General features: G+C 34.4%; 21 protein-coding genes. 10 read left to right on the top strand and 11 right to left on the bottom strand.

The features are described from left to right. Positions 1 to 55 precede the first annotated feature (55 nt). The 5 genes from CQA66_RS03040 to rnpA all read left to right on the top strand — a co-directional run bounded on the left by CQA66_RS03040 (position 56) and on the right by rnpA (position 5,238). Complete coding sequence (locus CQA66_RS03040; protein WP_104763155.1) at positions 56 to 1,159, top strand: hypothetical protein; 1,104 nt, start codon at positions 56 to 58, stop codon at positions 1,157 to 1,159. 445 nt (positions 1,160 to 1,604) lie between these two features. Further along, positions 1,605 to 3,248: a hypothetical protein gene (locus CQA66_RS03045; protein WP_104763156.1), complete on the top strand. Its 1,644-nt coding sequence runs from the start codon at positions 1,605 to 1,607 to the stop codon at positions 3,246 to 3,248. Positions 3,249 to 3,342: 94 nt separating this feature from the next. Next, entirely contained in the window at positions 3,343 to 3,615 is a 273-nt protein-coding gene (gene rpsT, locus CQA66_RS03050; protein WP_104763157.1) for a 30S ribosomal protein S20, read from the top strand. Between the two features lie 21 nt (positions 3,616 to 3,636). Further along, positions 3,637 to 4,698: a peptide chain release factor 1 gene (gene prfA / locus CQA66_RS03055; RefSeq protein WP_104763158.1), complete on the top strand. Its 1,062-nt coding sequence runs from the start codon at positions 3,637 to 3,639 to the stop codon at positions 4,696 to 4,698. Positions 4,699 to 4,770: 72 nt separating this feature from the next. After that, a complete protein-coding gene (rnpA, locus tag CQA66_RS03060; protein WP_104763159.1) occupies positions 4,771 to 5,238 on the top strand; it encodes a ribonuclease P protein component in 468 nt (155 codons plus the stop codon). Between the two features lie 145 nt (positions 5,239 to 5,383). Here rnpA and CQA66_RS03065 read toward each other — a convergent pair whose 3' ends face one another. The 4 genes from CQA66_RS03065 to CQA66_RS03080 form a co-directional block, all read right to left on the bottom strand. Then, complete coding sequence (locus CQA66_RS03065) at positions 5,384 to 6,562, bottom strand: pyridoxal phosphate-dependent aminotransferase (RefSeq protein WP_104763160.1); 1,179 nt, start codon at positions 6,560 to 6,562, stop codon at positions 5,384 to 5,386. Positions 6,563 to 6,612: 50 nt separating this feature from the next. Next, positions 6,613 to 6,957, bottom strand: a complete 345-nt coding sequence (locus CQA66_RS03070; RefSeq protein ID WP_104763161.1) for a hypothetical protein — start codon at positions 6,955 to 6,957, stop codon at positions 6,613 to 6,615. 14 nt (positions 6,958 to 6,971) lie between these two features. Further along, positions 6,972 to 7,754 (bottom strand): flagellar biosynthetic protein FliR, encoded by a 783-nt coding sequence (gene fliR, locus CQA66_RS03075; RefSeq protein ID WP_104763162.1) that lies wholly within the window; start codon positions 7,752 to 7,754, stop codon positions 6,972 to 6,974. Positions 7,755 to 8,346: 592 nt separating this feature from the next. Beyond that, complete coding sequence (locus tag CQA66_RS03080; RefSeq protein WP_104763163.1) at positions 8,347 to 9,294, bottom strand: DNA-methyltransferase; 948 nt, start codon at positions 9,292 to 9,294, stop codon at positions 8,347 to 8,349. Between the two features lie 285 nt (positions 9,295 to 9,579). On the opposite strand from CQA66_RS03080, the gene CQA66_RS03085 reads away from it, so the two are divergent. Together CQA66_RS03085 and CQA66_RS03090 are read left to right on the top strand one after the other, a co-directional pair. Next, positions 9,580 to 10,881 carry a DUF814 domain-containing protein gene (locus CQA66_RS03085; RefSeq protein ID WP_104763164.1) on the top strand — a complete coding sequence of 434 codons (1,302 nt, stop codon included), beginning with the start codon at positions 9,580 to 9,582 and terminating at the stop codon, positions 10,879 to 10,881. Between the two features lie 3 nt (positions 10,882 to 10,884). Then, positions 10,885 to 11,265, top strand: a complete 381-nt coding sequence (locus tag CQA66_RS03090) for a hypothetical protein (protein WP_104763165.1) — start codon at positions 10,885 to 10,887, stop codon at positions 11,263 to 11,265. Positions 11,266 to 11,284: 19 nt separating this feature from the next. On the opposite strand, the gene CQA66_RS03095 is transcribed toward CQA66_RS03090, so the two are convergent. The 4 genes from CQA66_RS03095 to CQA66_RS03110 all read right to left on the bottom strand — a co-directional run bounded on the left by CQA66_RS03095 (position 11,285) and on the right by CQA66_RS03110 (position 15,978). Continuing rightward, entirely contained in the window at positions 11,285 to 11,782 is a 498-nt protein-coding gene (locus tag CQA66_RS03095) for a chemotaxis protein CheW (RefSeq protein WP_104763166.1), read from the bottom strand. A gap of 2 nt (positions 11,783 to 11,784) precedes the next feature. Next, positions 11,785 to 14,160, bottom strand: a complete 2,376-nt coding sequence (locus tag CQA66_RS03100) for a hybrid sensor histidine kinase/response regulator (protein WP_104763167.1) — start codon at positions 14,158 to 14,160, stop codon at positions 11,785 to 11,787. 65 nt (positions 14,161 to 14,225) lie between these two features. After that, positions 14,226 to 15,170, bottom strand: a complete 945-nt coding sequence (locus tag CQA66_RS03105) for a chemotaxis protein (protein ID WP_104763168.1) — start codon at positions 15,168 to 15,170, stop codon at positions 14,226 to 14,228. Positions 15,171 to 15,195: 25 nt separating this feature from the next. After that, positions 15,196 to 15,978, bottom strand: coding sequence for a metallophosphoesterase family protein (locus CQA66_RS03110; RefSeq protein ID WP_104763169.1), 783 nt, complete (start codon positions 15,976 to 15,978; stop codon positions 15,196 to 15,198). 102 nt (positions 15,979 to 16,080) lie between these two features. Here CQA66_RS03110 and thiS point away from each other — a divergent pair, with 102 nt between their 5' ends. Next, positions 16,081 to 16,281, top strand: a complete 201-nt coding sequence (thiS, locus tag CQA66_RS03115; RefSeq protein WP_104763170.1) for a sulfur carrier protein ThiS — start codon at positions 16,081 to 16,083, stop codon at positions 16,279 to 16,281. A 491-nt stretch (positions 16,282 to 16,772) separates the two neighbouring features. Here the strand turns inward: thiS and fliI are convergent, their stop codons facing one another. After that, positions 16,773 to 18,137 carry a flagellar protein export ATPase FliI gene (gene fliI / locus CQA66_RS03120; protein ID WP_104763171.1) on the bottom strand — a complete coding sequence of 455 codons (1,365 nt, stop codon included), beginning with the start codon at positions 18,135 to 18,137 and terminating at the stop codon, positions 16,773 to 16,775. Between the two features lie 82 nt (positions 18,138 to 18,219). Between fliI and tig the strand changes: the two genes are divergently transcribed. Together tig and CQA66_RS03130 are read left to right on the top strand one after the other, a co-directional pair. Further along, the gene (gene tig, locus CQA66_RS03125) at positions 18,220 to 19,509 is read left to right on the top strand and encodes a trigger factor (protein WP_104763172.1); all 1,290 of its coding nucleotides are present in this window, start codon (positions 18,220 to 18,222) and stop codon (positions 19,507 to 19,509) included. Positions 19,510 to 19,545: 36 nt separating this feature from the next. After that, positions 19,546 to 19,776 (top strand): putative quinol monooxygenase, encoded by a 231-nt coding sequence (locus CQA66_RS03130; protein WP_158657016.1) that lies wholly within the window; start codon positions 19,546 to 19,548, stop codon positions 19,774 to 19,776. Positions 19,777 to 19,818: 42 nt separating this feature from the next. Here the strand turns inward: CQA66_RS03130 and pyrE are convergent, their stop codons facing one another. Next, entirely contained in the window at positions 19,819 to 20,466 is a 648-nt protein-coding gene (gene pyrE, locus CQA66_RS03135) for an orotate phosphoribosyltransferase (RefSeq protein WP_104763194.1), read from the bottom strand. Positions 20,467 to 20,624: 158 nt separating this feature from the next. Continuing rightward, positions 20,625 to 21,182, bottom strand: a complete 558-nt coding sequence (frr, locus tag CQA66_RS03140; RefSeq protein WP_104763174.1) for a ribosome recycling factor — start codon at positions 21,180 to 21,182, stop codon at positions 20,625 to 20,627. Between the last annotated feature and the right edge of the window lie 22 nt (positions 21,183 to 21,204).

A 21,204-nucleotide genomic window follows, 5' to 3' on the forward strand; every position in this document is an offset into this window, starting at 1 on the left:
CTTTATAATAAAATGTATGCGAGAGTGGCAAGGTTGAATTTTAAAGGAGGAGGAAATGCGATATTTTATAAGTTTAATTGTGTGCGTGGGTTTGATATATGCAAGTGATTTTGAGATGCCCGTATTGAATCAAGAGTTTATAAAAAAAGGCTTTTTGCAAACAAGTAGGGCAGATTTAGGCGGAGTGCTTCAATGTGAGAATATGAGTGGTAATAAAGTTAAGAATCTTAAAACTTTTAACACAATCAAATACAATGCAAAAGCCGAATCTAAAGCTCTTTCTTTGATTGTGGATTCTATTATACAATCTCGCATAATGCGCATAAGGGAGACAGAAGAAATCCCCCACATCAAAGAACTTGTAACATTAGCAAAAGATTCTACACTTGCTAAAGTCTATCTTATGCAGTTAGCAATAGCGGATTATCACTCGCCTTGTTATACTTGTTTGAGGTTTATACATGAACAAATAGATTTTATCTCGACTTTTATGCCTGAAAAAGTAAATGATAGAGAAGTGAAGGGTTTTATGGATTTTAGACATTCACAACCAAGTAAAGAGCTTTTAGAGCGGCTTGTGAGTTTAGATTCCTATGCTTTAAGTGGTGAAGAATTGCTTTGTGAGGGATTACATAAGCAAGATTCTGTTTTGCTTGTGAATGCTTATGCGCATTTTGCGCTCTCTGGGCTCAATACTCGCGCACTCAATACTCTTATGCAAGGGGCACTTTGGGGTAACACAGACGCAGCAACTCTTATACTTTTTTTGCTTGACAATGGTATTTATCTTCCTACTAATAAAATAGCGGCACAAATGCTTGAAATTGCCATTACAAATGGGGATTATCAAAATGCGCTTAAAAATAATCCTACGATTACAAAAAGCCTTGCAGTTGTTGAGAGTAGTGCTTTAAGTAATATTTTTGAAAATATCGCTCATTGGCGTTATGTAGCTTGTGGCTTTATTTTACCAGCTACTGATAGTAGATATGCAAGACTTAATGATGAGATGAAAAAAGACATAGCACTCACATGGTTTAATCTAATAAGTGCGAGTGCGATTGCAAAGCAGAGTATCTATGATATGGGTGATTCCGTGTGGCAGCAAACTTATGGTGATATTTTAGATTTTAAAAAAAATACAGCTAAAAAGTATTAGCTCGTATCCTTTTGTGAAAACTTATAGAAATGTGAAATAGTTGCTTTGATGTTTGCATAATTATCTAAAGTTAAACTACGTTTATCGCGATATTTCAAAGGTTTATTTATCGTCTCAATCCTTTGATTACCCTGCGCATCCATTATCCGCGGCAATATGGAAAGTCTTTAGATTCTGTATTGAAATTTTTAACTATCCCTAAAATGGCATTATTTGCAAAATTTGCTTTCTTTGTATGAAAACTTATTGAATCATCGCGAATATCTATGAGCAATACGTTACAATAAGCCGCAATTTACTTAAATTTGTAGTTTCATTGGCATTCATTTTATTATTGTTGCATCATTTAAACATAGAATGTGCGCGCTAAAGTAACAATTTGCCTTTTAACTTTTCAATACTTTTCATGTAATGTAGATTTTATAAAAAACTTCTTGGAGGCATTATGTTTGTTCGAATTATCCAGCGATTTTTTTATGCAATAGCGATTCTAATTTTTTTGATAGCATTGGGATTACGTTTGGTTTATTTAGAGCAAAGAGCCGACTTGCATATTGATGAGGGATTGTCTATTGTTCTTTCAGAATATAATGATTACGGATGGGGGAAATTTTATCCAGAAGGTACTATTTTAGATGCCCATACATTAAAAGAAAAATTATTGTGGAATGATGCAACTATTAGCGGGGCATTAAACGATATTTTCAAACTATGGAAAAACAATCGTGATATACCACATACTAATTTGTATTATAGCCTTTTTCGTTTGTGGCATATTGGCTTTGCGGACAATGAAATAAAGAGTCTATTCTATCGTGGCGTTTCTCTTAATTTTGTGTTTTTTATTCTTTCTTTTTGTTTTGCATTTTGTCTAGTAAAAAAATTATTGTATGCAATGGATTCTGATTCTGATAAGACTCTTGTACAAATTGCTATACTTGTCTTTTTATCGCTTAGCTTTCTTAATCCAGCTTCTATTACCAATACTTTATTTATGCGACCATATATGTTACAGGAATGTTTGTTGATGATGTTTCTGTGGGCAAACACCAATCTTTTTTGTTGTTTGCAAGGCTATCAGAGGCAAGGGTATTTTGCAAATAACGTTTTTCCAAAAGAATTACGAAAACAGATTTGGCGGTTGTCTTTTTTGTTGGTTGTACTCACATCGTTTTTTCTACTTTCGGGTTATTTTGGGGCTTTATTTGTTTGCATGGTATTTATAACTTGTGGCGTGTATGTTGCTGTGTATATTAAAAGATATATATATATATATATAACATTAGCATCTTTAGTTTTAACACCCTTACTTTATCCCAAATACTTCAGAGGATTCTTAAAAGATAGAGGAGTAGAAGCAAGGCAAAAAATCAGTTTAGAATATTTGTCGGATTCTATTGGGAGCATTACGGAATCTTTTTTCACATTGCTCTATACACATTTAGGCTTATTGCTAAGTATTTTGTTGTTATGTAGCTTTGTGTGGTTTTGTGTCCAATTTATCAAGGCTAAATCGCTACGATATATTATGCAAAATAATCTAATAGTTTTTTATTCATTATGTGCTTTGGTTTGGATGTTCCTAGTGATATTTGTTGCTCCTTATAAAACGTTGCGTTACATTATGCCTGCATTTCCTGTACTTTTGTTGTGCGTGCCTTATTTGTTATGTTATTTGCGGGAGATAACAATTACAAAGACTCGGAGCTATTTACTAGCGATATGTATTAGTTGTGTTGTCTTAAGCAATGTTTTATATCTCTCTTTATACGGCAATCGTGTTGAGAATATTGCTCAAACAGTTGCACGACAAATTGCTTTATTAGAGCAAAAGACATCAGATTCACTTGTTGCTATATCTATACAAGAGAGTGCGAATTATGCTATTTTAATACCGCATATTACAGCAGGTCATTATATGTTTTTCCATAATTGTGCGAAGCTTCAAGAATCTTTAAGTAATCCAGAACAAAAGTTTGCTGCATTAATTATAGAAAGAGGTACTTGCAAGAATGTGATTCAGACTATCGCAAGAGTTTCTACGCGTGAAGAACTTGGCGGATTGGTGATATTTTATTTCTCGAAATAAAGAGAATAAGATAAAACTTAGATACTTATTTTTGATAAATTTAGGATAAGCATGCTATAATAAAAGCTTTTATAATTCTAATAAAGGGAGCAATATGGCAAATCATAAATCCGCAGAAAAGAGAATCAGACAGACACAAAAAAGGACAGAACGTAACCGTTATTATCGCACAAGAATAAAAAATATTACTAAAAGCGTACGTGAGGCTGTTACAAATAATGATGGTGTAAGTGCGGCAGAAGCATTTAAGATAGCAAATAAAGAACTTCACTCGTTTGTTAGCAAGGGAATTTTGAAAAAGAATACCGCTGCAAGAAAAGTTGCAAAACTTAACGGGCTCGTTAAAAAGCTTAATCAGGGAAAGTAATTTAGATTCTGAATCTCCAATATGTTAATAGAAAAATTAAAGCCAATCATTGCAAGAAATGAAGAATTAGCTGCATTGTTAAGTACACAAGAAGTACTATCTGATATGGAGAAGCTGAAAAAATTTAGTATAGAAAAAAGTGAAAGCGATGAAATTGCGCATAAAGCAAAAGAATATTTGAAAGTCCTCGATGATATAGCAAGCAATAAGTCTTTATTGGATGATAAAGATTTGGGCGAACTTGCAAAAGAAGAGCTAAAAGAGTTAGAGCTAAAAGAGTTAGAGCTACAAAATGATATTAAGATTCTTTTAATTCCCAGGGACCCTAATGATAAAAAGAATATCTATTTAGAAATTCGCGCAGGTACAGGAGGAGATGAAGCTGGAATCTTTGTCGGAGATTTGTTTGGGACCTATTGTCGTTATGCTGATTCTAAAAAATGGTATGTAGAGATTATTAGTTCTAGTGAAAATTCAGTCGGTGGATATAAAGAGATCATTGCTTTAATTAAAGGTGATGGAGCCTATTCGCGTTTAAAGTATGAAGGTGGTACGCATCGTGTGCAGCGTGTGCCAAAAACAGAATCGCAAGGAAGGATACATACTTCAGCTATTACAGTAGCTATCATGCCAGAGGTAGATTCTTTGGAAATCGCCATTAATCCAAATGATTTAAAAATTGATGTCTTCCGCAGTGGTGGGCATGGGGGGCAAAGTGTAAATACCACAGATTCGGCTGTGCGCATAACACATATCCCCACAGGAATTACAGTGTCTATGCAAGATGAGAAATCTCAACACAAGAATAAAGATAAGGCATTAAAGATTCTACAAGCGAGACTTTATGAGGCGGAGTTACAAGCGCAGATCGCACAAAATCATGAGGTAAGAAAGAATCAAGTAGGCAGTGGCGATAGGAGTGAGCGTATACGCACTTATAATTATCCGCAAAATCGCATAACAGAGCACAGAATCAATCTTACTCTATATAGCCTCGAAGAAATTATGTTAAACGGCGATTTAGATAAAATAGTCGATCCATTAATTGCGCACACACAGAGTTTGCTATTGGGCAGTGAGTGAATTTTATGGGAGATTTAAAGATTGAGATGATTTGGATAGATTCATCTTTTGTTGCTATTTAAAGGATTAAACGTGTCTTATTTGGATAACAAGTATCAAGATTCAATACAAGGCAACGTCATTTCATATTTAAAAAATTCATTTGAATTTTCTCTTCTTTTTAAAGAGGGCATGCGAATAAATCACGAATGCCTTTGCATTTATGCCCTTTCTTTCAAACGTTTTAAATATAAAGTATCTCATAGTAAAAAATACTTTCGTGAGTTAGATGCTAATATTTTATTGGGATTTAGTATCAATAGAAAAGTTGCTAAAGCGACGAAACGTAATCTTCTCAAACGTCGTATTAAGGCGATTATTGTAGATATTGGTAAAAAAATACGATTGCAGGGGCTTACTTTTGCTTTCGTTTGTCGTAAGGGAGTTATAGAATGGGATTTTTATACATTGAAAACATACATTACGCAAACTTTGCATACTATAAAAAAAATGTTTCTACAATCTGCTCGCTATAAGAACACTCGGAGGGCACAAATTTAAACAAAGAAGTCAGGTAACGGGCAACGTATCTAACGTATTAAACGCAAGATGTTGCTAGTTTTGTATTTCTAGTCTTTGTTGCAACATTAGCCTTGTTTCTTAATAAGTGTTTTTATAGGGATGTTTGAGTCACTGAAATATGACTTTAAAGATTCTTTATAAAATCTGCTATACGCATAAACCCTTTTTTGATTTGTTCTATATCACAAGCAAAGCTCATGCGCACAAATCCATCCATGCCAAATGCGCTTCCCGGTACCAAAGCCACACCATTTTTTTCTAAAAGCGATTTACAAAATTCCATACTATCACCGTTAAATCCTCTTATTTTTTGAATGTTGATAAAGAGATAAAAAGCACCTTCTGGCTTTATAACGCTAATACCAGGTATCTCTTTAATCAAATTACATGCCATATCTCTACGTTCTTTAAATGCTTCACGCATGTGGCTAATATCAAGATCTACACTCCCATCTAATGCTGGGATAGATGCTTTTTGCGTAATGGAATTAATATTAGAAGTGCATTGACTCTGCAAATTATCCATAAGTTTGATGAGAGTTTTATCTTTGGAGGCAGCATATCCCATGCGCCAACCTGTCATGGCAACACATTTGCTTAATCCGTTAATGGTAATTGTACGTTGTAGAACTTCATCGCTAAGAGAGCCAATGCTAGTAAATGTACCTTCGTAGATAAGTTTCTCATACATTTCATCGCTAACAATCCATAGGTTATGTTTGATTGCTATCTGGGCAATGGATTCTAATTGCGCTTTACTGTAAATCATGCCAGTAGGATTTGAGGGACTAGTTAGCACAATCGCTTTTGTCTTGGCAGTAATGGCAGCTTCAAAATCGGTACCGCGCGCTTTAAAATCATATTCTTCAGTTGTCGGAATAAAAACGGGTTTTCCACCGCTATAAATGACTAATTCAGGATAAGTTACCCAATAAGGTGCGGGAATAAGTACTTCATCTCCTTCATTGATAATAGCTTGAAAAACATTAAATAGAGATTGCTTCGCACCATTGCTAACAATAATCTCTTTAGAATCATATTGCAAATTATTTTCTCTTTTGAGCTTATTGGCAATAGTCTGCAATAATTCGGGTATCCCAGCTACACTTGTATATTTTGTAAAGCCAGAATTGAGTGCTCGCATAGCTTCGTCTTTGATAATCTGTGGGGTATCAAAGTCTGGTTCTCCCGCGCTAAAACTTAAAATATCTTTACCCTGTGCCTTTAGGTCTCTTGCCAATGTGGCTACTGCTATTGTAGCAGATTCACTAAGGCTTAGAATTTTCTTGGAATATTGTGGCATACTAATTCTCCTCAAACAAAATTAGCCTAATGCTAGCAAAACTAAAGCAACTATAAAAATAATCTTACATTAAATTTATCATCTAAAAATATCGATATGAAAAAACTTAACATTTTATTGTCGTTTGTTGTGATATTAACATCTATTTTATCTCTTTCGCTAAGTTTTAGTAAGAATCCTATTAGACAATCTGGTAGAGGATGAGAATCTACAAATTTTATTTCTAACGTTTCAAAAGCCTTATCTTTGAGATGGGCGATCTCGTTACTATTTGCAATGTTAAACAAATTGTTTTTAAAAGCTTTAAAGGATTCATAGTCGTGAATATGCCCTGTGCATATAACGGAAAGTTTTTTGTTGTCTATATTGCCTTCAAGCATAAAACCCATATCCATTGTGTAACTCCTTTTTAATGATTGAGAATCTTTGCTAGTATTTTCATAGCTTCACTTAAGTCTTCTTTAAAATGATAGATGATGCTTGGCACAATGAGGGTGAGGATAACAAAAGCCAATGCAATTTTAATTGGGAATCCAATTACAAGCAGATTAAATTGTGGATGTGTTTTCATAATCATGCCAAAAATAATATCTGAAAGCAATATAACTGCTATAATAGGAAAAGCCATAGAAAATCCGATAAGTATCATGTTACTAAAGGCTTTAACGAAATATTTTGCTATATCTGTTGTGTTAGTCGCAAGGAAGAATCCTCCCAAAGGTGTATCATTAAGTGTATACGCAATAATATCAATCAGCATGTGATGAAAATTGAAATGCAATGCCATGAGTATTGAAAGCATACTTATCACTTGTGCAACAATAGGTTTTGTAGTGCCGCTTGTCGGATCGTAGGCACTAGCCATTGTGAAACCCATAGAGAAACTTGCTAAGTCTCCAGCAAATATAATGGAGGAAAATGCAATCTGCAATATAAGTCCACACACAAAACCTAATGTAATTTCGAATAAACCAGCTAGGATAAAACTTGAAAGCGTCGGATACGATATTATATCTCGTAAGGTTGGCATAAAGACTATTGCGAGTATAAAAGCTAAAGCTGCACGAGCATTTATTGGTATTATCTGATTGTCAAAAAAAGGAAAAAATGCAAGTATAGAGCTAAAACGTAAGAAAAGGAGCAAGAAAGCCATAACATTAGCATTAGTAATGTAGGGGATAAAATCTAACAAAATATTCCTTTTAAGTAGAAGTTCTGTCTTAGTTTGCTTTTTGATGTCCTTACTTAATGAATCATTGCCAAGCTAATAGAGATTTGTTATCGATGAAACTCAAATATCTCGTTATTGCGCTAATTATTTGAGGCAATTCCTAAGCTACAATATTTTTTACACAAGATTTTCTTGATTAGCAAATTTTGTCTACCGAAAGAGGTTTATAATTGTTGAAATTACCATTTAGTCTTTATTATGTTTTTGTATTAATTGTGATTATAGCATATAATGCAATGAAAAATAAAAGTATCTAAGGTATAAAGTCTAAGTAATAACCTGTGTATTTAGATTCAAAAGTTTGTATTTTCCTGTAGATTCTGCGTTGTTTCTAAAAATACTATTTGAATTTTAGTTTTGAAAGATTTGCTATGCACAAACAATAGGATATTTCTATTACTTTAATTTATTGTTTCAAAGTCTTTCAAAAATTCCAAAGAATATTCCTTTGTATTTGTGTTTACTCTTTCAAAATATTTTTAGCCACTCTTATACTGAATAATCATCTTAAAAGATTCTAAAACTTCTTGCTCATTTATTTTAGAATCTTGCTTTATAAAACTTCTTGCTCTATTCGTTTTTTTGCTATTTCAAAATATTTTTTCTCAATCTCATAGCCTATAAAAAAGCGATGATTGTTTAAGGCAGCAACACCGTGAGAGCCACTGCCCATAAATGGGTCTAGTACAATCTGCCCTTCTTGTGTAAGAAGCCTGATAAGATGAGAGATAAGACACACGGGTTTGGGCGTTAAATGCTCTATTTTTATATTGCTTTCATTCTTTCTTGTGTGTTTGCTAACTTCCATTACATTACTTGGAAACCTGCCATCCAAACTCTCTTTTGTATTAATAAGCCCCAATTGATGTTTTTGCCAATTCTGCACGAATGTCCCCTCTTTTGGTTTTTGTGCCAAAACCATAGGTTCAATCTGTGGTTTAAGCTGTGGTGTCTTGTATCCTTCTAGCTTTTTGATTAGAGATTTTTTTTGTTCCTCTGTTAGATTTTTATCTTTTTTTATAAAATGATTTTGCGAAAATGCCTTTGCTTGCCCCTCATATTTCCAAGCCAACATATCTCGTATTTCAAACCCTGCCAAATCTAAACTCATCGCCATTCTATGATAGAGTCTTGCCTGCGAAAAAACGACACAGAATCCACCAGGTTTGAGCACGCGTAAAAATTCTTTTGCGAGAGGATTCATAAAAACTTGCAACCGTTCACCCTGCGTTCTATCAAATTTCATACCCACAGGCAACCCCCCAACCACACCACTTTTTGAAGCTTTAGTTTTGAGATTTGTATCGTTCCATTCATTGTCCATTCCATCAATAAAATATGGCGGGTCAGTAATAATGCAATCTATCGAATTATCCCCGAGATTCTGCAAACCCCTATGACAATCCTCATTAAAAATCCGTACATCTTGCAATTTGCTAGAATCCCTCATTAGATGAGAAAATGAACTTATATGTTGTGCTTCTCCTAATGTAGCAGGCATAATTACCCCTAATGCTTTGAATTATAAGATGTTATTAATCGATTGAAAGTTTAAAACGAAAGTTATAATTTTTAGCTAATTTTAGCAGGTTATGTGTTGGATGGTGGCGATAATATGCAGGCTTGATTTGATGTTTGGAAGACTAGGCGTAAATGTAGGGGGGTGGCGAGTGAGAAACTTAAATATATAATGCATGTATATCAATGTAGATTGAGTAAGCAAGAATATGTTTTTAAATGTTTTACAAAATGCTTTATAATATGTTATACCATAAAAGAGAACTTAGTGCAGCTACAAACACTTTATAATTTTGCGCATATTTTTTCTACACATAAATATATTAATTATATTGCGCGCGCCCATGATAATATCATTGAAATGCGACTTGATTCTACGTGTTACTGCGTTGATTTGGATAAATCTAATCCTTACATATATGTAAAAGAAAGCTCTTTTAACACAAAGACTTATCGCGCCCCTTTTGATATAGCTTTACATAAATATTGTTGTAAGTCTAGCATTCAATCATGTAAGCTTGATGGCATGAATAAGATTCTTATTTTTGAATGTTATGTAAAAAATACTTATAAAGAAAAAAAAGTTTTTTTGCATTTAGAGTTGATTAATCGCGCTACAAATGCAATTATTGTTTGCGACGGTATGATTATCTCGGCTCTTCGATTCTACTCTTTACCTCGCGTGATTCAACCCAGGGAAGCCTTTACTCCTCTATCCCAACCTAATTTCACAAAACATTTATTACTAGAAGACAAGGAACTTTTCTTGCATTCCTTGCGACAACATTATCAAGCTATGCAAGATGCACTTGTATTGCAACAGAGAGATAGGCTTTTACGAAAGTTGCAGAGCAAATGTGAAAAGTTGCAAAATTTATATGATTCCTTGCCATCTATTAAACAATTAGAAACTACGAGAGATGAATATATTATGTTGGCGAACTATATTTTAACACATTTAAGCGAGATTGCGCCTTATAGCACAAATCTTCAAATTGCCAACATGAATTATTTGATTCCGCAAGAAAAAAAGCCCTCTTTAGTTAGTCAGAGATTATTTAAGCAGGCAAAAAAGCTTAAACAAAAAATTCAGCATAGTAATTTACAAAAACAAAATCTTGAATCTAAAATTACTTTTTTACGTAATCAGATGTTGTTTGTTCGGCAGGCCAGTTTAAAAGAACTAGAAATGCTACAACAAAAAAGAATAGAGAAAAAAAACAAGGTAAAAAATCGTTTTGAAAGTTTTTACATTAATGGAATCCGCATAAGTATGGGTAGAAATGAAAATGAAAATATTTGTTTATTACAAAGTGCTAAGGCGGATTTTTTTTGGCTTCATATCAAAGATGTTCCATCTTCACATTTGATAATCCATGCTAATCGTGTAGATTCTGATGTCCTTGTGCAAGCTGGAATATTTCTTGCTAGACTTTGTGGTATAAATGATAAAACAGTTGTGATAGACTTTACTAAGCGCAAGTTTGTAAAGATTGTGCAAGGTGCAAATGTGGTTTATTCTAAAGAAAAGACACTATGTGTGCATCTTGATCATTATCATAAGGAGTGATTCATGGCACTTAATTCTATTGGGAATCTTACTTATATTAATCAAGCTAGTAGTGCAACAGCCGCTATTCAGGCAAATAATATGCCACATCCAACTGCAATTAATCATAGTATATTTCATGAACAAATGCAAAAAATTGAAGAAGTCCGTCCCACCGAACAATCGCACAAGATAGAAGATAGAGAGGGCAATGGCAAAAGAGAATTTGAAGAAAAAAAGGAAGACGAACAAGAAGATCCCAATGGATTTGAGTCAGCCTTAGAAAATACTCTTCATTCTAAAACACATTCTACTGAAAATAAAGATATAGAATCCGAACGAGTGGTTACAGAGGACACGATGCTCATGAAATTAGATTTGCATTTGTTGGATGTCAAAGGGTAGTGTGTCTATGTGCGATAGATTAAAATGTTCGTTTAAGAAGGTTATCGACACGCAAGATGGTAGTTAGCCTATCTCCCTGTTTAGCAATTCCATACATAAGATTTTCTTGTTCATTAAAAGTGTCTGGAATAGGGTCAATCAAGCTTTCATCTATGCGAATAGCCTCTGTAAGTTTATCGATAACAAATCCGGCAATTTCATCATTATGGTTTACAACAAGATAACGGGTATCACCATCTTGTTTATTTGGTGCAATACCAAACTTCATGCGTAAATTAATAAGCGGATAGACATTTCCGCGCAAGTTAAATACTCCCATAACATAATTTGGTGTGCCTGGCACACGTGTAAAATCTATGGGCTTAATAATTTCTTTAACATTAAGAATAGGTACGGCAAATTCCTCTGTCCCAACGACAAAGCCTATTAGTTGAACAATGTTTTCTGAATCACTTTGTAGTTCAGAGTTATCGAGTTGCTGTCTTGCAAATACATCTTTTAATTGTTTGTTATCCATATTTATTCTCCACTGGTTTGCAGATTAATATTTCGTCTTACAACATTGAGTAAATATTCCGGAGTATACGGTTTGGTAATATACTCGGTCATTCCAGATTCTACACCACGCATTCTATCAGTTTTGCTTGTTCTGCTTGTTACTGCTATAAGAGGTAGATTTTTAAAACGATTGTATTTACGAACTTCGCTAGCAAATGTATATCCGTCCATACGTGGCATTTCAATATCTACTAACACTGCATCTAAATCATGGTCGCCATTCTTCACTATTTCGAGTCCCTCTAATCCATTACTTGCTTCTAATACGGTAACGCCTAATGGTTTAAGGCATTTTTTCATAATCGCACGATCTGTATTGCTGTCATCAATTGCTAAGACAACGTAATCACTTGGTGCATGTTTGGCTTTTGTAGCAGCGGTTTGCGAAACAAGATTGTTGACACTCACTTTTACATCTTTTGCCATATCCATCATGGCTGCAACATCTGCAATAAGTGTAATTTTACCATCTCCACGTACGGTTGCACCAGCAATACCTTCTGTACCTTTCAAATAATAACCTAAAGATTTAATAACTACTTCTTCTTGTCCAATGAGGTAATCTACAATCACTCCGATTTTCTGTTCTGCTAATCCAATAATTACAACATACACTTCATTGAGACTTTCTAATATAGAATCTACTTTAAAAATATCTGCTAGTCGAACCAAGCTCAAGACTTCGTTACGTAGCCTCAATACACTTTTGCCATCAACCGTGTAAATTTCCTCTTGTGAAACTCGCACGGTTTCTAAAACTGAACTTAGAGGAATAGCATAATATTCTTCTTGTACGCCTACAAGTAATGCTTGCATAATTGCAAGTGTGAGAGGAATTTTTAATTTTTGTGTTGTGCCTACACCTTTTTCAGAGTCTATTTCGATGATTCCATTGAGTTTTTCAACATTTGTTTTTACAACGTCCATTCCTACACCACGACCACTCACATTTGTAATGCTTGCAGCAGTCGAGAATCCAGGTCTAAAAATAATTGCAAAGGCTTCTTTATCGCTCATGCTATCAACATCTCGTTCGCTAAGCAGTCCTTTTTCAATTGCTTTTATTTTTAGCATTTCTGCGTCAAGACCTTTTCCATCGTCTTTAATTTCAATAACAATGTGATTTCCTTCGTTATATGCTTTTAGCTCCACTTTACCCGTTTCGTTTTTACCATTTGCTTTACGAACATCTGGTGTTTCTATTCCATGATCACATGAATTACGTATAATATGGATTAATGGATCACCAATCTCTTCTACGATTGATTTATCGAGTTCAGTTTCTTCTCCACTAATAATAAGTTCAATATTTTTACCTAATTCGCGACTTAAATCACGAACCATTCTAGGAAATTTACTAAATACCTTGCCAACGGGCAACATTCGCGTTTTCATTACCGCCAATTGTAAATCCGTTGTGACTGTGCTAATAGAACTCACTACTTGGTTAAGCTCCTCTAGGAATTTTTCACCATCATAACGTTCTTCAACATCACCATAGATTCTAATTAATCTATTTTTGCCTAAAACGAGTTCCCCAATAAGATTCATGAGGTGATCTAACCTTTTTACGTCCACACGTACTGTTGGTTCAACTGCAACTGAAGGTGCTTTTTGTCCTCCATCTGGAGATTTTGATTGAGGTTTCGCAGCTGGCTTTTGTGCTGGTGGAGCAGCTTCTGGTTTTGGGGCTTGTGCTTCTTGCTTGCGTTTCTCTTCTCTACGTTTTTTGTCTTCTTCTTGCCGTTTCATAAGTAGTCGTTCAATTTCTGCCTCTACTTCTTCTGCGGACATATTGGCATAATCAGGTTCATCATCAGTTGTTTTGTCCGAAGTTTCATTATCTTTGCTGACAGTCTCTGTGCTGGTCGGTTGTGCTGTTTGTTGTTCTGGTGTAGCAGGCTGTGCTTGTTCGGTAGCTGACGTTTCGTCTGTTGGGCTATTGCCTTTCGAGATGGCTTGTAATTTTTTTACACAGTCGTTAACATCAATTCCACTATTGGCATCTGTGCCATTATCGCGAATTACATGAAGAAGTGCTTTCATAAGGTCAATAGACTCTAAAATAACATCCATTATATCTGGAGTAATTTTTAGTTCACCCCTACGTGCCTTATTGAGAACATCCTCCATATTGTGTGTTAAGTGTGTGAGTACATCAAAATTCAAAAAGGAACTAGAACCTTTGATTGTGTGCGCTACTCTAAAGATTCTATTCAGTAGATCTAAATCTTCAGGATTATTTTCTAACTCCACCAGATCTTGGTCGAGTTGTTCAACCATTTCAAAGGCTTCGATCAGAAAGTCTTCCATTATTTCTTGCATATCATCATTCATTAAAACACCTCACAGCATTTATCATTTTGGCTATTATTATATCATAAAAAGTAATATTTTGAATCCTATTCCAAGATTTTCACTATTTCATCGTAAAATATCTTTGCATCAAATTTAACCAAATATGCGTCCACTCCTATACCTCTGCTCTTTTCTGCGCTAAATTTATCACAAATAGAAGAGTTAAAAATAAGAGGAATAGCTTGGAATCTTTTGTCGTTTTTAACATATTCAGCAAAATGAAATCCGTCCATTTTAGGCATTTCAATATCAGATACAATGAATCGAATGTAAGAACTGATACCGCTTTCGTGTTGCTCGTAGAGTTCGTTTAACATTTGGATCGCCATACTGCCGTCATGTGCTTCTAGCACAACAAACCCCATTTTTTTAAGATTTTTCTTTAGCAAAGAACGTGCTACTGTGCTGTCATCTACAATCAGGACATTGCCTTCAAATTTTTTGCTGATTTCCCCTAACTCTTTTTTATCCTGTTCATTACTATAGAAATCAAGATCGTCAACAATTCCTTCTAGATCAAGGATAAGTAATGTTTTGCCATTCTCAATTCGTGTTGTGCCTGTAATCTTGCTTCTCTCTATATTGTGGCTATTAGAGCTGAATCTTGCTGCTTGCACATTGTCCCAATTAATCCGCCGTATGAGTTTTGCCTCATGTACCAAAAAGCCAATTTTAAGATTATTAAATTCAGCGATAATAATACGTTTTTTCTTAAGAGGAATTTGCAATTCTCTGTCTTTGATATTAAGCCAAGCCGCCAAGTCAATGAGTGGTATAATTACTCCACGTAAATCAAATACACCGATGACATAATCAGGACTAGCAGGTAAATCGAACGTTTCAGTCATTTGGATAATTTCTTGCACTTTAGCTACATTGATTCCATAAATGCCTTCATATACTTCGCCGTTAATTTCTTCATTAATGCGAAAGTCGACCAATTCAATATCATTTGATGATATCTTAGTTGTATATATGTTTTTTTCCACTTGGTGCCTCCTGCTTGTAATGCAATTAGTATGTTTTTGTACAATATAAAGATGGTAATGCAATATAATGGATATTATCTTGATGTAAAGATTGCCCTAAATGAAAATGTCCCTCAATGATATAAAATATATCATCGTGTTTCACGTTGTTGTTTTCAGTTAAAGGTACGATAATATGTTTTTGATATTGTCTTATCCTTTTTAGCATAAATTCCTTAAAGTCAGAACGATAAAATGAAAATTCAGCTGTTATTCTTTGGCTAACTCTACGTGAAATATTGCGGTAAATTATACCACAACTTAATCTATCTAATACTTTGAAAAGAAATATTGAAACATTACTATTAAGAATTTTTCTGTATTGGTTATAAAAAGAGTTAATCCACAGATCGCCGTGTGCCAAAATGCAGGTATTGTTTTTCCAATTTTTGAGAATAATAGGCTGCATATAATAGGTGTAGATTCTTATATTGTTTGGATTGTATTGTATATGGTGCGTTGTATTGGCTGGGGAATCTAAAGTGTCTCGCCATATATGTTGCAAGCTAAAATCGTGATTGCCCTCAAGGAATATAATCGTGTTAGTTAGGCTTAGTTGGGAAATGATGCAAATGAGTTCATGATTCTCTAAACGGCTACTTTGTAGAGCACCGATTAACAAATGGAAAATATCTCCCATAAGAAAAACCTGTATTCCCTTAGGAATACATAAAAAAAATTTTTTAAGCTTATTATTACCTTGTTTGAAGTGAGAATCTGCAATAAAAATAGCATCTTCTTGCAGTATTATATCTTCAATAAAAGTCATGTTATCTCCAAAAAGACGTTGTTGTAAAAAAAATATGTAAAGTATTCTTTGAATTATGCTATACTACCCACATAAGATAAACTTCATTATTAGGGAGAATTTATGGAACTTATTATTAACGGTGAAACACAAAGTTTTCATGAAAATATTTCTGTTTCTGAACTTTTAAAAGAGCTTAATGTTGAAGAAAGAATTGTAGCTATTTCACTTAATTCGGACGTTGTTAGAAAAGGAACATGGGAGCAAATAATATTGCAGAACAATGATAGACTAGAGTTGCTACAATTTATGAGTGGTGGATAATTCTACCTTATCCGAGCCAGAATTTATTCATATCGACATAGCAGTGTTGTGTATTGTTAAAGTTCAAGAGTTAGCATTTTAAGCTTGGTTGGGATTCTGCCCAACAGGAGTTAGTATGATACTATGTGCTTTTGAAAGTTAGAGTAGTTTTTGGATGTTATTCATGTTGTTTTTCATTTATTAATTATTAATCAGAGATCATTCATATCTTTTCTAAAAGAATTGTCTGTTTTTCATATCATTTAATCTTCTTTTTCTGCTATTTAGTTTCGAACTTTTATAATAAAGGTTTTATACTACTAAAGTTTAGCCTCTTAGAATCTTGTTATTATGTTATTATCTCGCATAATTTTATGATGGCTTATTGCGCTTTCGTGTTTTCAGTTATATATTATCTTATTAAAGTGTCGTGTATAAATTGGATTATGTTAATGCTCCCTATTGGTTTTGGCATGACACGTTTAGTCAAGTTGAAATATAAAAGTATTTTGTTAGTTACTCGTAGCTTTCTCATTTGCTATTTTTATCATTTGTGCGATACTTTCGTCAAAATTAGAGGATGTATTTTCATCTTGATATAGAAACTTTTCCATAGAAGCTTTTTTATCAATGGCTTCATCAAGCTCTGTATCATTGCCTTTGTGATAGCTTCCGATACGGATAAGAACTTCGTTTTCTTTAAGCAAAGCCTGCATGCGCCTAAATTTTCTTGCAGCCATTTTATGGTCTTCAGAAATAATGTCATTCATTACCCTTGAAGCAGAGTGAAGAATATTGATGGGTGGATAGATTCCAAAATCAGTGAGATTCCTATCTAGCATGATGTGTCCATCCAAAATACTACGACTTTGGTCTGCAATAGGATCGTTTGAATCATCGCCCTCCATAAGCACTGTAAAAAATGCCGTGATGCTACCTTTTCCTTCTTCTTTTCCGGCTCTTTCCATAAGTTGTGGAAGTAGAGTGAGTACAGATGGAGGATAGCCTTTGCTTGTAGGCGGTTCACCTAGTGCTAGCCCAATTTCTCGTTGTGCCATTGCAAAACGGGTTATTGAATCCATAATAAACAAGACGTCGTGTCCTTGTTCTTTAAAAAATTCAGCTACAGCCATAGCAGAGAATGCTCCATATTTGCGCATAAGCGGAGAGTCATCGCTTGTTGCTACAACAAGCACAGTATTTTCAAGGTTACCACCAAGATTTTTTTCAATGAATTCTGGCACTTCTCTTCCTCTTTCGCCTATCAATGCTACAACTTTGATTTGCGCTGTACTGCCTTTAACAATCATGCCCATTAATGTAGACTTTCCAACACCAGAACCTGCAAAAATTCCTATTTTTTGTCCTTTACCGCAAGTTAATAATGAATCTATGCTTTTTACACCAACGCTAAATATTTCATCTATTAGTCCACGCTTGAGTGCCGAAATGGGGGCACTAATAATTGGAGTATGGGTATTTGTGTGCAGTGCGCCTAGGTTATCAAGCGGGATTCCAAGCGGATTAATCACTCTGCCTAGTAATTCCTTGCCAACAGGAATATGCAATCCTTCCTTTGCAATCATTACCTTATCTCCGCTTTTGAATCCCTCTGTAAAACTAAAAGGGCTAATACTAAAAATGTCTTTATGCATTGCAATTACGATTCCTTCTGTGCGCGTATCGTCTCCGCGAATAAGCCACACCACATCACCTACACTTGGTGATAAACCAGTAGCTTTAATAATATTTGTTTCAACTGAAATAATTTCACCAAAATTTGGGGAAAGATTCTTAGAAAGGCTAAGTCTTTGTTTAAGATTTCGTATAGATACGTTGGGGTGTCGTATAGTCGTAGCAATATTGGAATCTAACATTTTTATTCCTTTAAAGATTTACAAACAATGAAATTTTGGTTACAATTATTAAATTATAACTTAAAAATCCTTAAGGACAGCTATGAATGCACAAAGAATAAATGATGCCAATGCGACGGCAAGTGGCATAATTTCTGCTGATGAGATTAGCAAAACACTTGATTTGCTTGCTCATAAATATGCTAAAACCGCTAAAGTTGACGGCTTTAGGCGAGGTAAAGTTCCAGTAAGTGTCATAAAAACTCGATATAAAGATAATTTAAGGGAAGAATCTAGGCAAAAGAGCATTGATGCTTTTTACGCTAACGCTATAAAAGAATTGGGGTTGCAGCAAAAGGATGTTATAGGGCAGCCGTTGGTTGTAAAATTTGAAGAAAAAAGTGAGGGTATTGAACTTGAGTTGAAGATAGGGATTACTCCAAATTTTAGTGTTGAAAATGTAATTTCTTGTATGCCGCATTTTGAGTTACAAAGTATTACTGACGAGCAAGTAGACAAACGTTTGGAAGAAATTGCAAAAAATCATGCTCCAGTTATCGATTCGACTGATACAACGTTAGTAAATGGGCACATCGCGCATATTGATTTTGAAGGGTTTTTAGATGGTCAAACGTTTGAGGGTGGCAAAGCGAATGGATTCGATCTAGTCATTGGGTCTAATCAGTTTATACCGGGCTTTGAAGATTCTCTTATTGGTATGAATGTTGGTGAGGAAAAAAGTATTGATGTTACATTTCCAGAGGATTATCATGTTGCAAACCTTGCGAATAAACCGGTTCGCTTTCAGGTGAAACTTCACGCCATCAAACAAAAGGGAGAAATAAAAATTGACGATGCCCTTGCAAAAATGGTTTTAGGAGACAAAGAGGAAAATACATTAGAAAAGCTTAAGGAGCAAATTAGAGAGAATTTGCGAGCAGAACATAAAATGAAGCTTTATAATGACAAGCTTAAAGAGGAAGCTTTACTTAATATTGATAAAGCTTTTACATTTGATTTGCCGGAAAATATTTTAGAGCAAGAGATGAATGTATTGTTCAACAATGAAGTTGCTATGATGAAACAAGAAGAATTAGAGGAATTGCGGAATAATCAAGAAAAAGGCAAAGCCTTACGTGAGGCGCAAAGATCAAAGGCGGAAACTAGCGTTAAAGTTACTTTTATTGTAGATAAACTTGCAAAACAAGAAAAAATTAACGTTGATGATAAAGAGGTGTTTCAAACTTTGTATTATGAATCTATGATGAGTGGACAGAATCCTCAAGAAGTCATTGAGCATTACCGTAAAAACAATTTGCTTCCAGCCATAAAAATGGCGATGATTGAAGATAGGGTGATTACGTATTTATTAGACAAAAGTATAGGATTGTAAGAAAAGCATTTGAGGGGTTAATTTATATATTCTTTTGTGGAAGCCTCACAAGAGTTAATTGTTAAGAGTAGACAAGAGTGTGGTTGTCGTTTTTATGATTTGATGGTGAAAGATGACAATAAAGAAATTCTTTGCTTTTTAGAGGAATGGCAAGATAAAGAGGCATTGGATTTGCACATGAAAACAGAGCATTTTATCAAGGCAATGGGCACATTGAAGTCTTTTTGGACGCAAGACCCACAAGTTGAAATTTATCAAGAGATTTAGAATCTCTAGTTGTGTTGTATTATTACAATAGTTACGATGATATTAGTTTCGGCTGCCCGGTTTGTAGGCAACGGAGCTTTTGCACAATGGACAAGAATCCGCAGGATAAATCTCAAAAGAGAAGTTAGCTAAAGCAAACAATGGGAGATTCAGTGGAAGTTTACAAGTTACTTGTTGTTTGTCTTTTGTAATGACGTCTTGCTCATTTTCATTTCTTTGTCGTTGCTTATTAGGTAGAATCGCTTCACAGAATCCACGATTTGCAAGCCCAGCGAATGCCGTTACTACTGCTTCTTGTTGCAATATACACTGCGCGCTTTCAAGCGCGCTTCCCCCAGTCGTAATAATATCTTCACAAATTAAGACTTTTTCCCCCTTTCTTACTTGGAAGCCTCTACGCAATGTCATTTCCTTATTGATTCTTTCTGTAAAAATAAACCGCACATTAAGTGCACGTGCAAGTTCGTATCCTGCCAAGATTCCTCCAAGTGCAGGAGAGCAAACGCATTCTACCTCGATATTATATTGTTTGATGAGATTAGCTAATGCTAATGCAAGCTTTTGTCCTACTTGAGGATATTCTAAAACCTTTGCTGATTGCAAATAATATTGTGTGTGATTTCCGCTACTAAGCAAAAAGTGCCCTTCTAATAGGGCGTTATGTTCTTTATAAATTTTTTCTATGTCTATCATATTGCTTTTTCTCCATTGATTTGTAACTCTATTTTCATAGCCATAAATTACCGCCGCCAAGTTTTATTTAAGCTTGAATGTACGTATGTGCAAGCAATTCAATATAAGCAATATAGCATGTTCAAATGCAATAGCTCTAAATATGTTTTATTGTGTTAAATTTTGAGAATCTCTTCTTCTTTTGCTTTTACCATAGATTCTATTTTTTTGTTGTATTCATCGGTAATTTTTTGTATTTCATCTATACTTTTTTTGCTCTCATCTATGGTTATAGTTTTATCTTTTTCTAGTTTTTTTATAGCATTGTTAGAATCTTGTCTGACATTACGGATAGCTACTTTTGTTTTTTCGCCCATTGTACGTGCTTGTTTTGCAATTTCTTTACGTTGTTCTGAAGTCATTGGGGGAAAAAAAAGCTTCACAGAATCTGCGTTGGTATTGGGATTAACGCCTATATTAGCCTCCTGTATTGCCTTTTCAATATTTTTTGTTAGTGGTTTCTCCCATGGAGTGATGATAATTGTATTGGAATCTTGAATAAGGATTGTGGCTACTTGAGATAATGGCGTAAGAGTACCATAATAGTCTATGCGAATATTATCAAGTAAGCTAACGCTTACTCTATTGCTTCGTAGAGTGGTAAAATCCCTTTGCAAAGCATTAAGGCTTTTTTGCATAGAATCTTTTGTGTCTTTATAGATATTTTGCAGCATATATTTCCTTCATGCGTGAAAT

The sequence above is a fragment of the Helicobacter aurati genome (genome assembly GCF_003364265.1).
Taxonomy (GTDB): Bacteria; Campylobacterota; Campylobacteria; order Campylobacterales; family Helicobacteraceae; genus Helicobacter_A; species Helicobacter_A aurati.

Coding starts and splice junctions, on each gene's coding strand:
- CQA66_RS03040 (WP_104763155.1), top strand. CDS start 56: ATGCGATATTTTATAAGTTTAATTGTGTGCGTGGGTTTGATATATGCA.
- CQA66_RS03045 (WP_104763156.1), top strand. CDS start 1,605: ATGTTTGTTCGAATTATCCAGCGATTTTTTTATGCAATAGCGATTCTA.
- rpsT (WP_104763157.1), top strand. CDS start 3,343: ATGGCAAATCATAAATCCGCAGAAAAGAGAATCAGACAGACACAAAAA.
- prfA (WP_104763158.1), top strand. CDS start 3,637: ATGTTAATAGAAAAATTAAAGCCAATCATTGCAAGAAATGAAGAATTA.
- CQA66_RS03065 (WP_104763160.1), bottom strand. CDS start 6,562: ATGCCACAATATTCCAAGAAAATTCTAAGCCTTAGTGAATCTGCTACA.
- CQA66_RS03070 (WP_104763161.1), bottom strand. CDS start 6,957: ATGGATATGGGTTTTATGCTTGAAGGCAATATAGACAACAAAAAACTT.
- CQA66_RS03080 (WP_104763163.1), bottom strand. CDS start 9,294: ATGCCTGCTACATTAGGAGAAGCACAACATATAAGTTCATTTTCTCAT.
- CQA66_RS03090 (WP_104763165.1), top strand. CDS start 10,885: ATGGCACTTAATTCTATTGGGAATCTTACTTATATTAATCAAGCTAGT.
- CQA66_RS03095 (WP_104763166.1), bottom strand. CDS start 11,782: ATGGATAACAAACAATTAAAAGATGTATTTGCAAGACAGCAACTCGAT.
- CQA66_RS03100 (WP_104763167.1), bottom strand. CDS start 14,160: ATGAATGATGATATGCAAGAAATAATGGAAGACTTTCTGATCGAAGCC.
- CQA66_RS03110 (WP_104763169.1), bottom strand. CDS start 15,978: ATGACTTTTATTGAAGATATAATACTGCAAGAAGATGCTATTTTTATT.
- thiS (WP_104763170.1), top strand. CDS start 16,081: ATGGAACTTATTATTAACGGTGAAACACAAAGTTTTCATGAAAATATT.
- fliI (WP_104763171.1), bottom strand. CDS start 18,137: ATGTTAGATTCCAATATTGCTACGACTATACGACACCCCAACGTATCT.
- tig (WP_104763172.1), top strand. CDS start 18,220: ATGAATGCACAAAGAATAAATGATGCCAATGCGACGGCAAGTGGCATA.
- frr (WP_104763174.1), bottom strand. CDS start 21,182: ATGCTGCAAAATATCTATAAAGACACAAAAGATTCTATGCAAAAAAGC.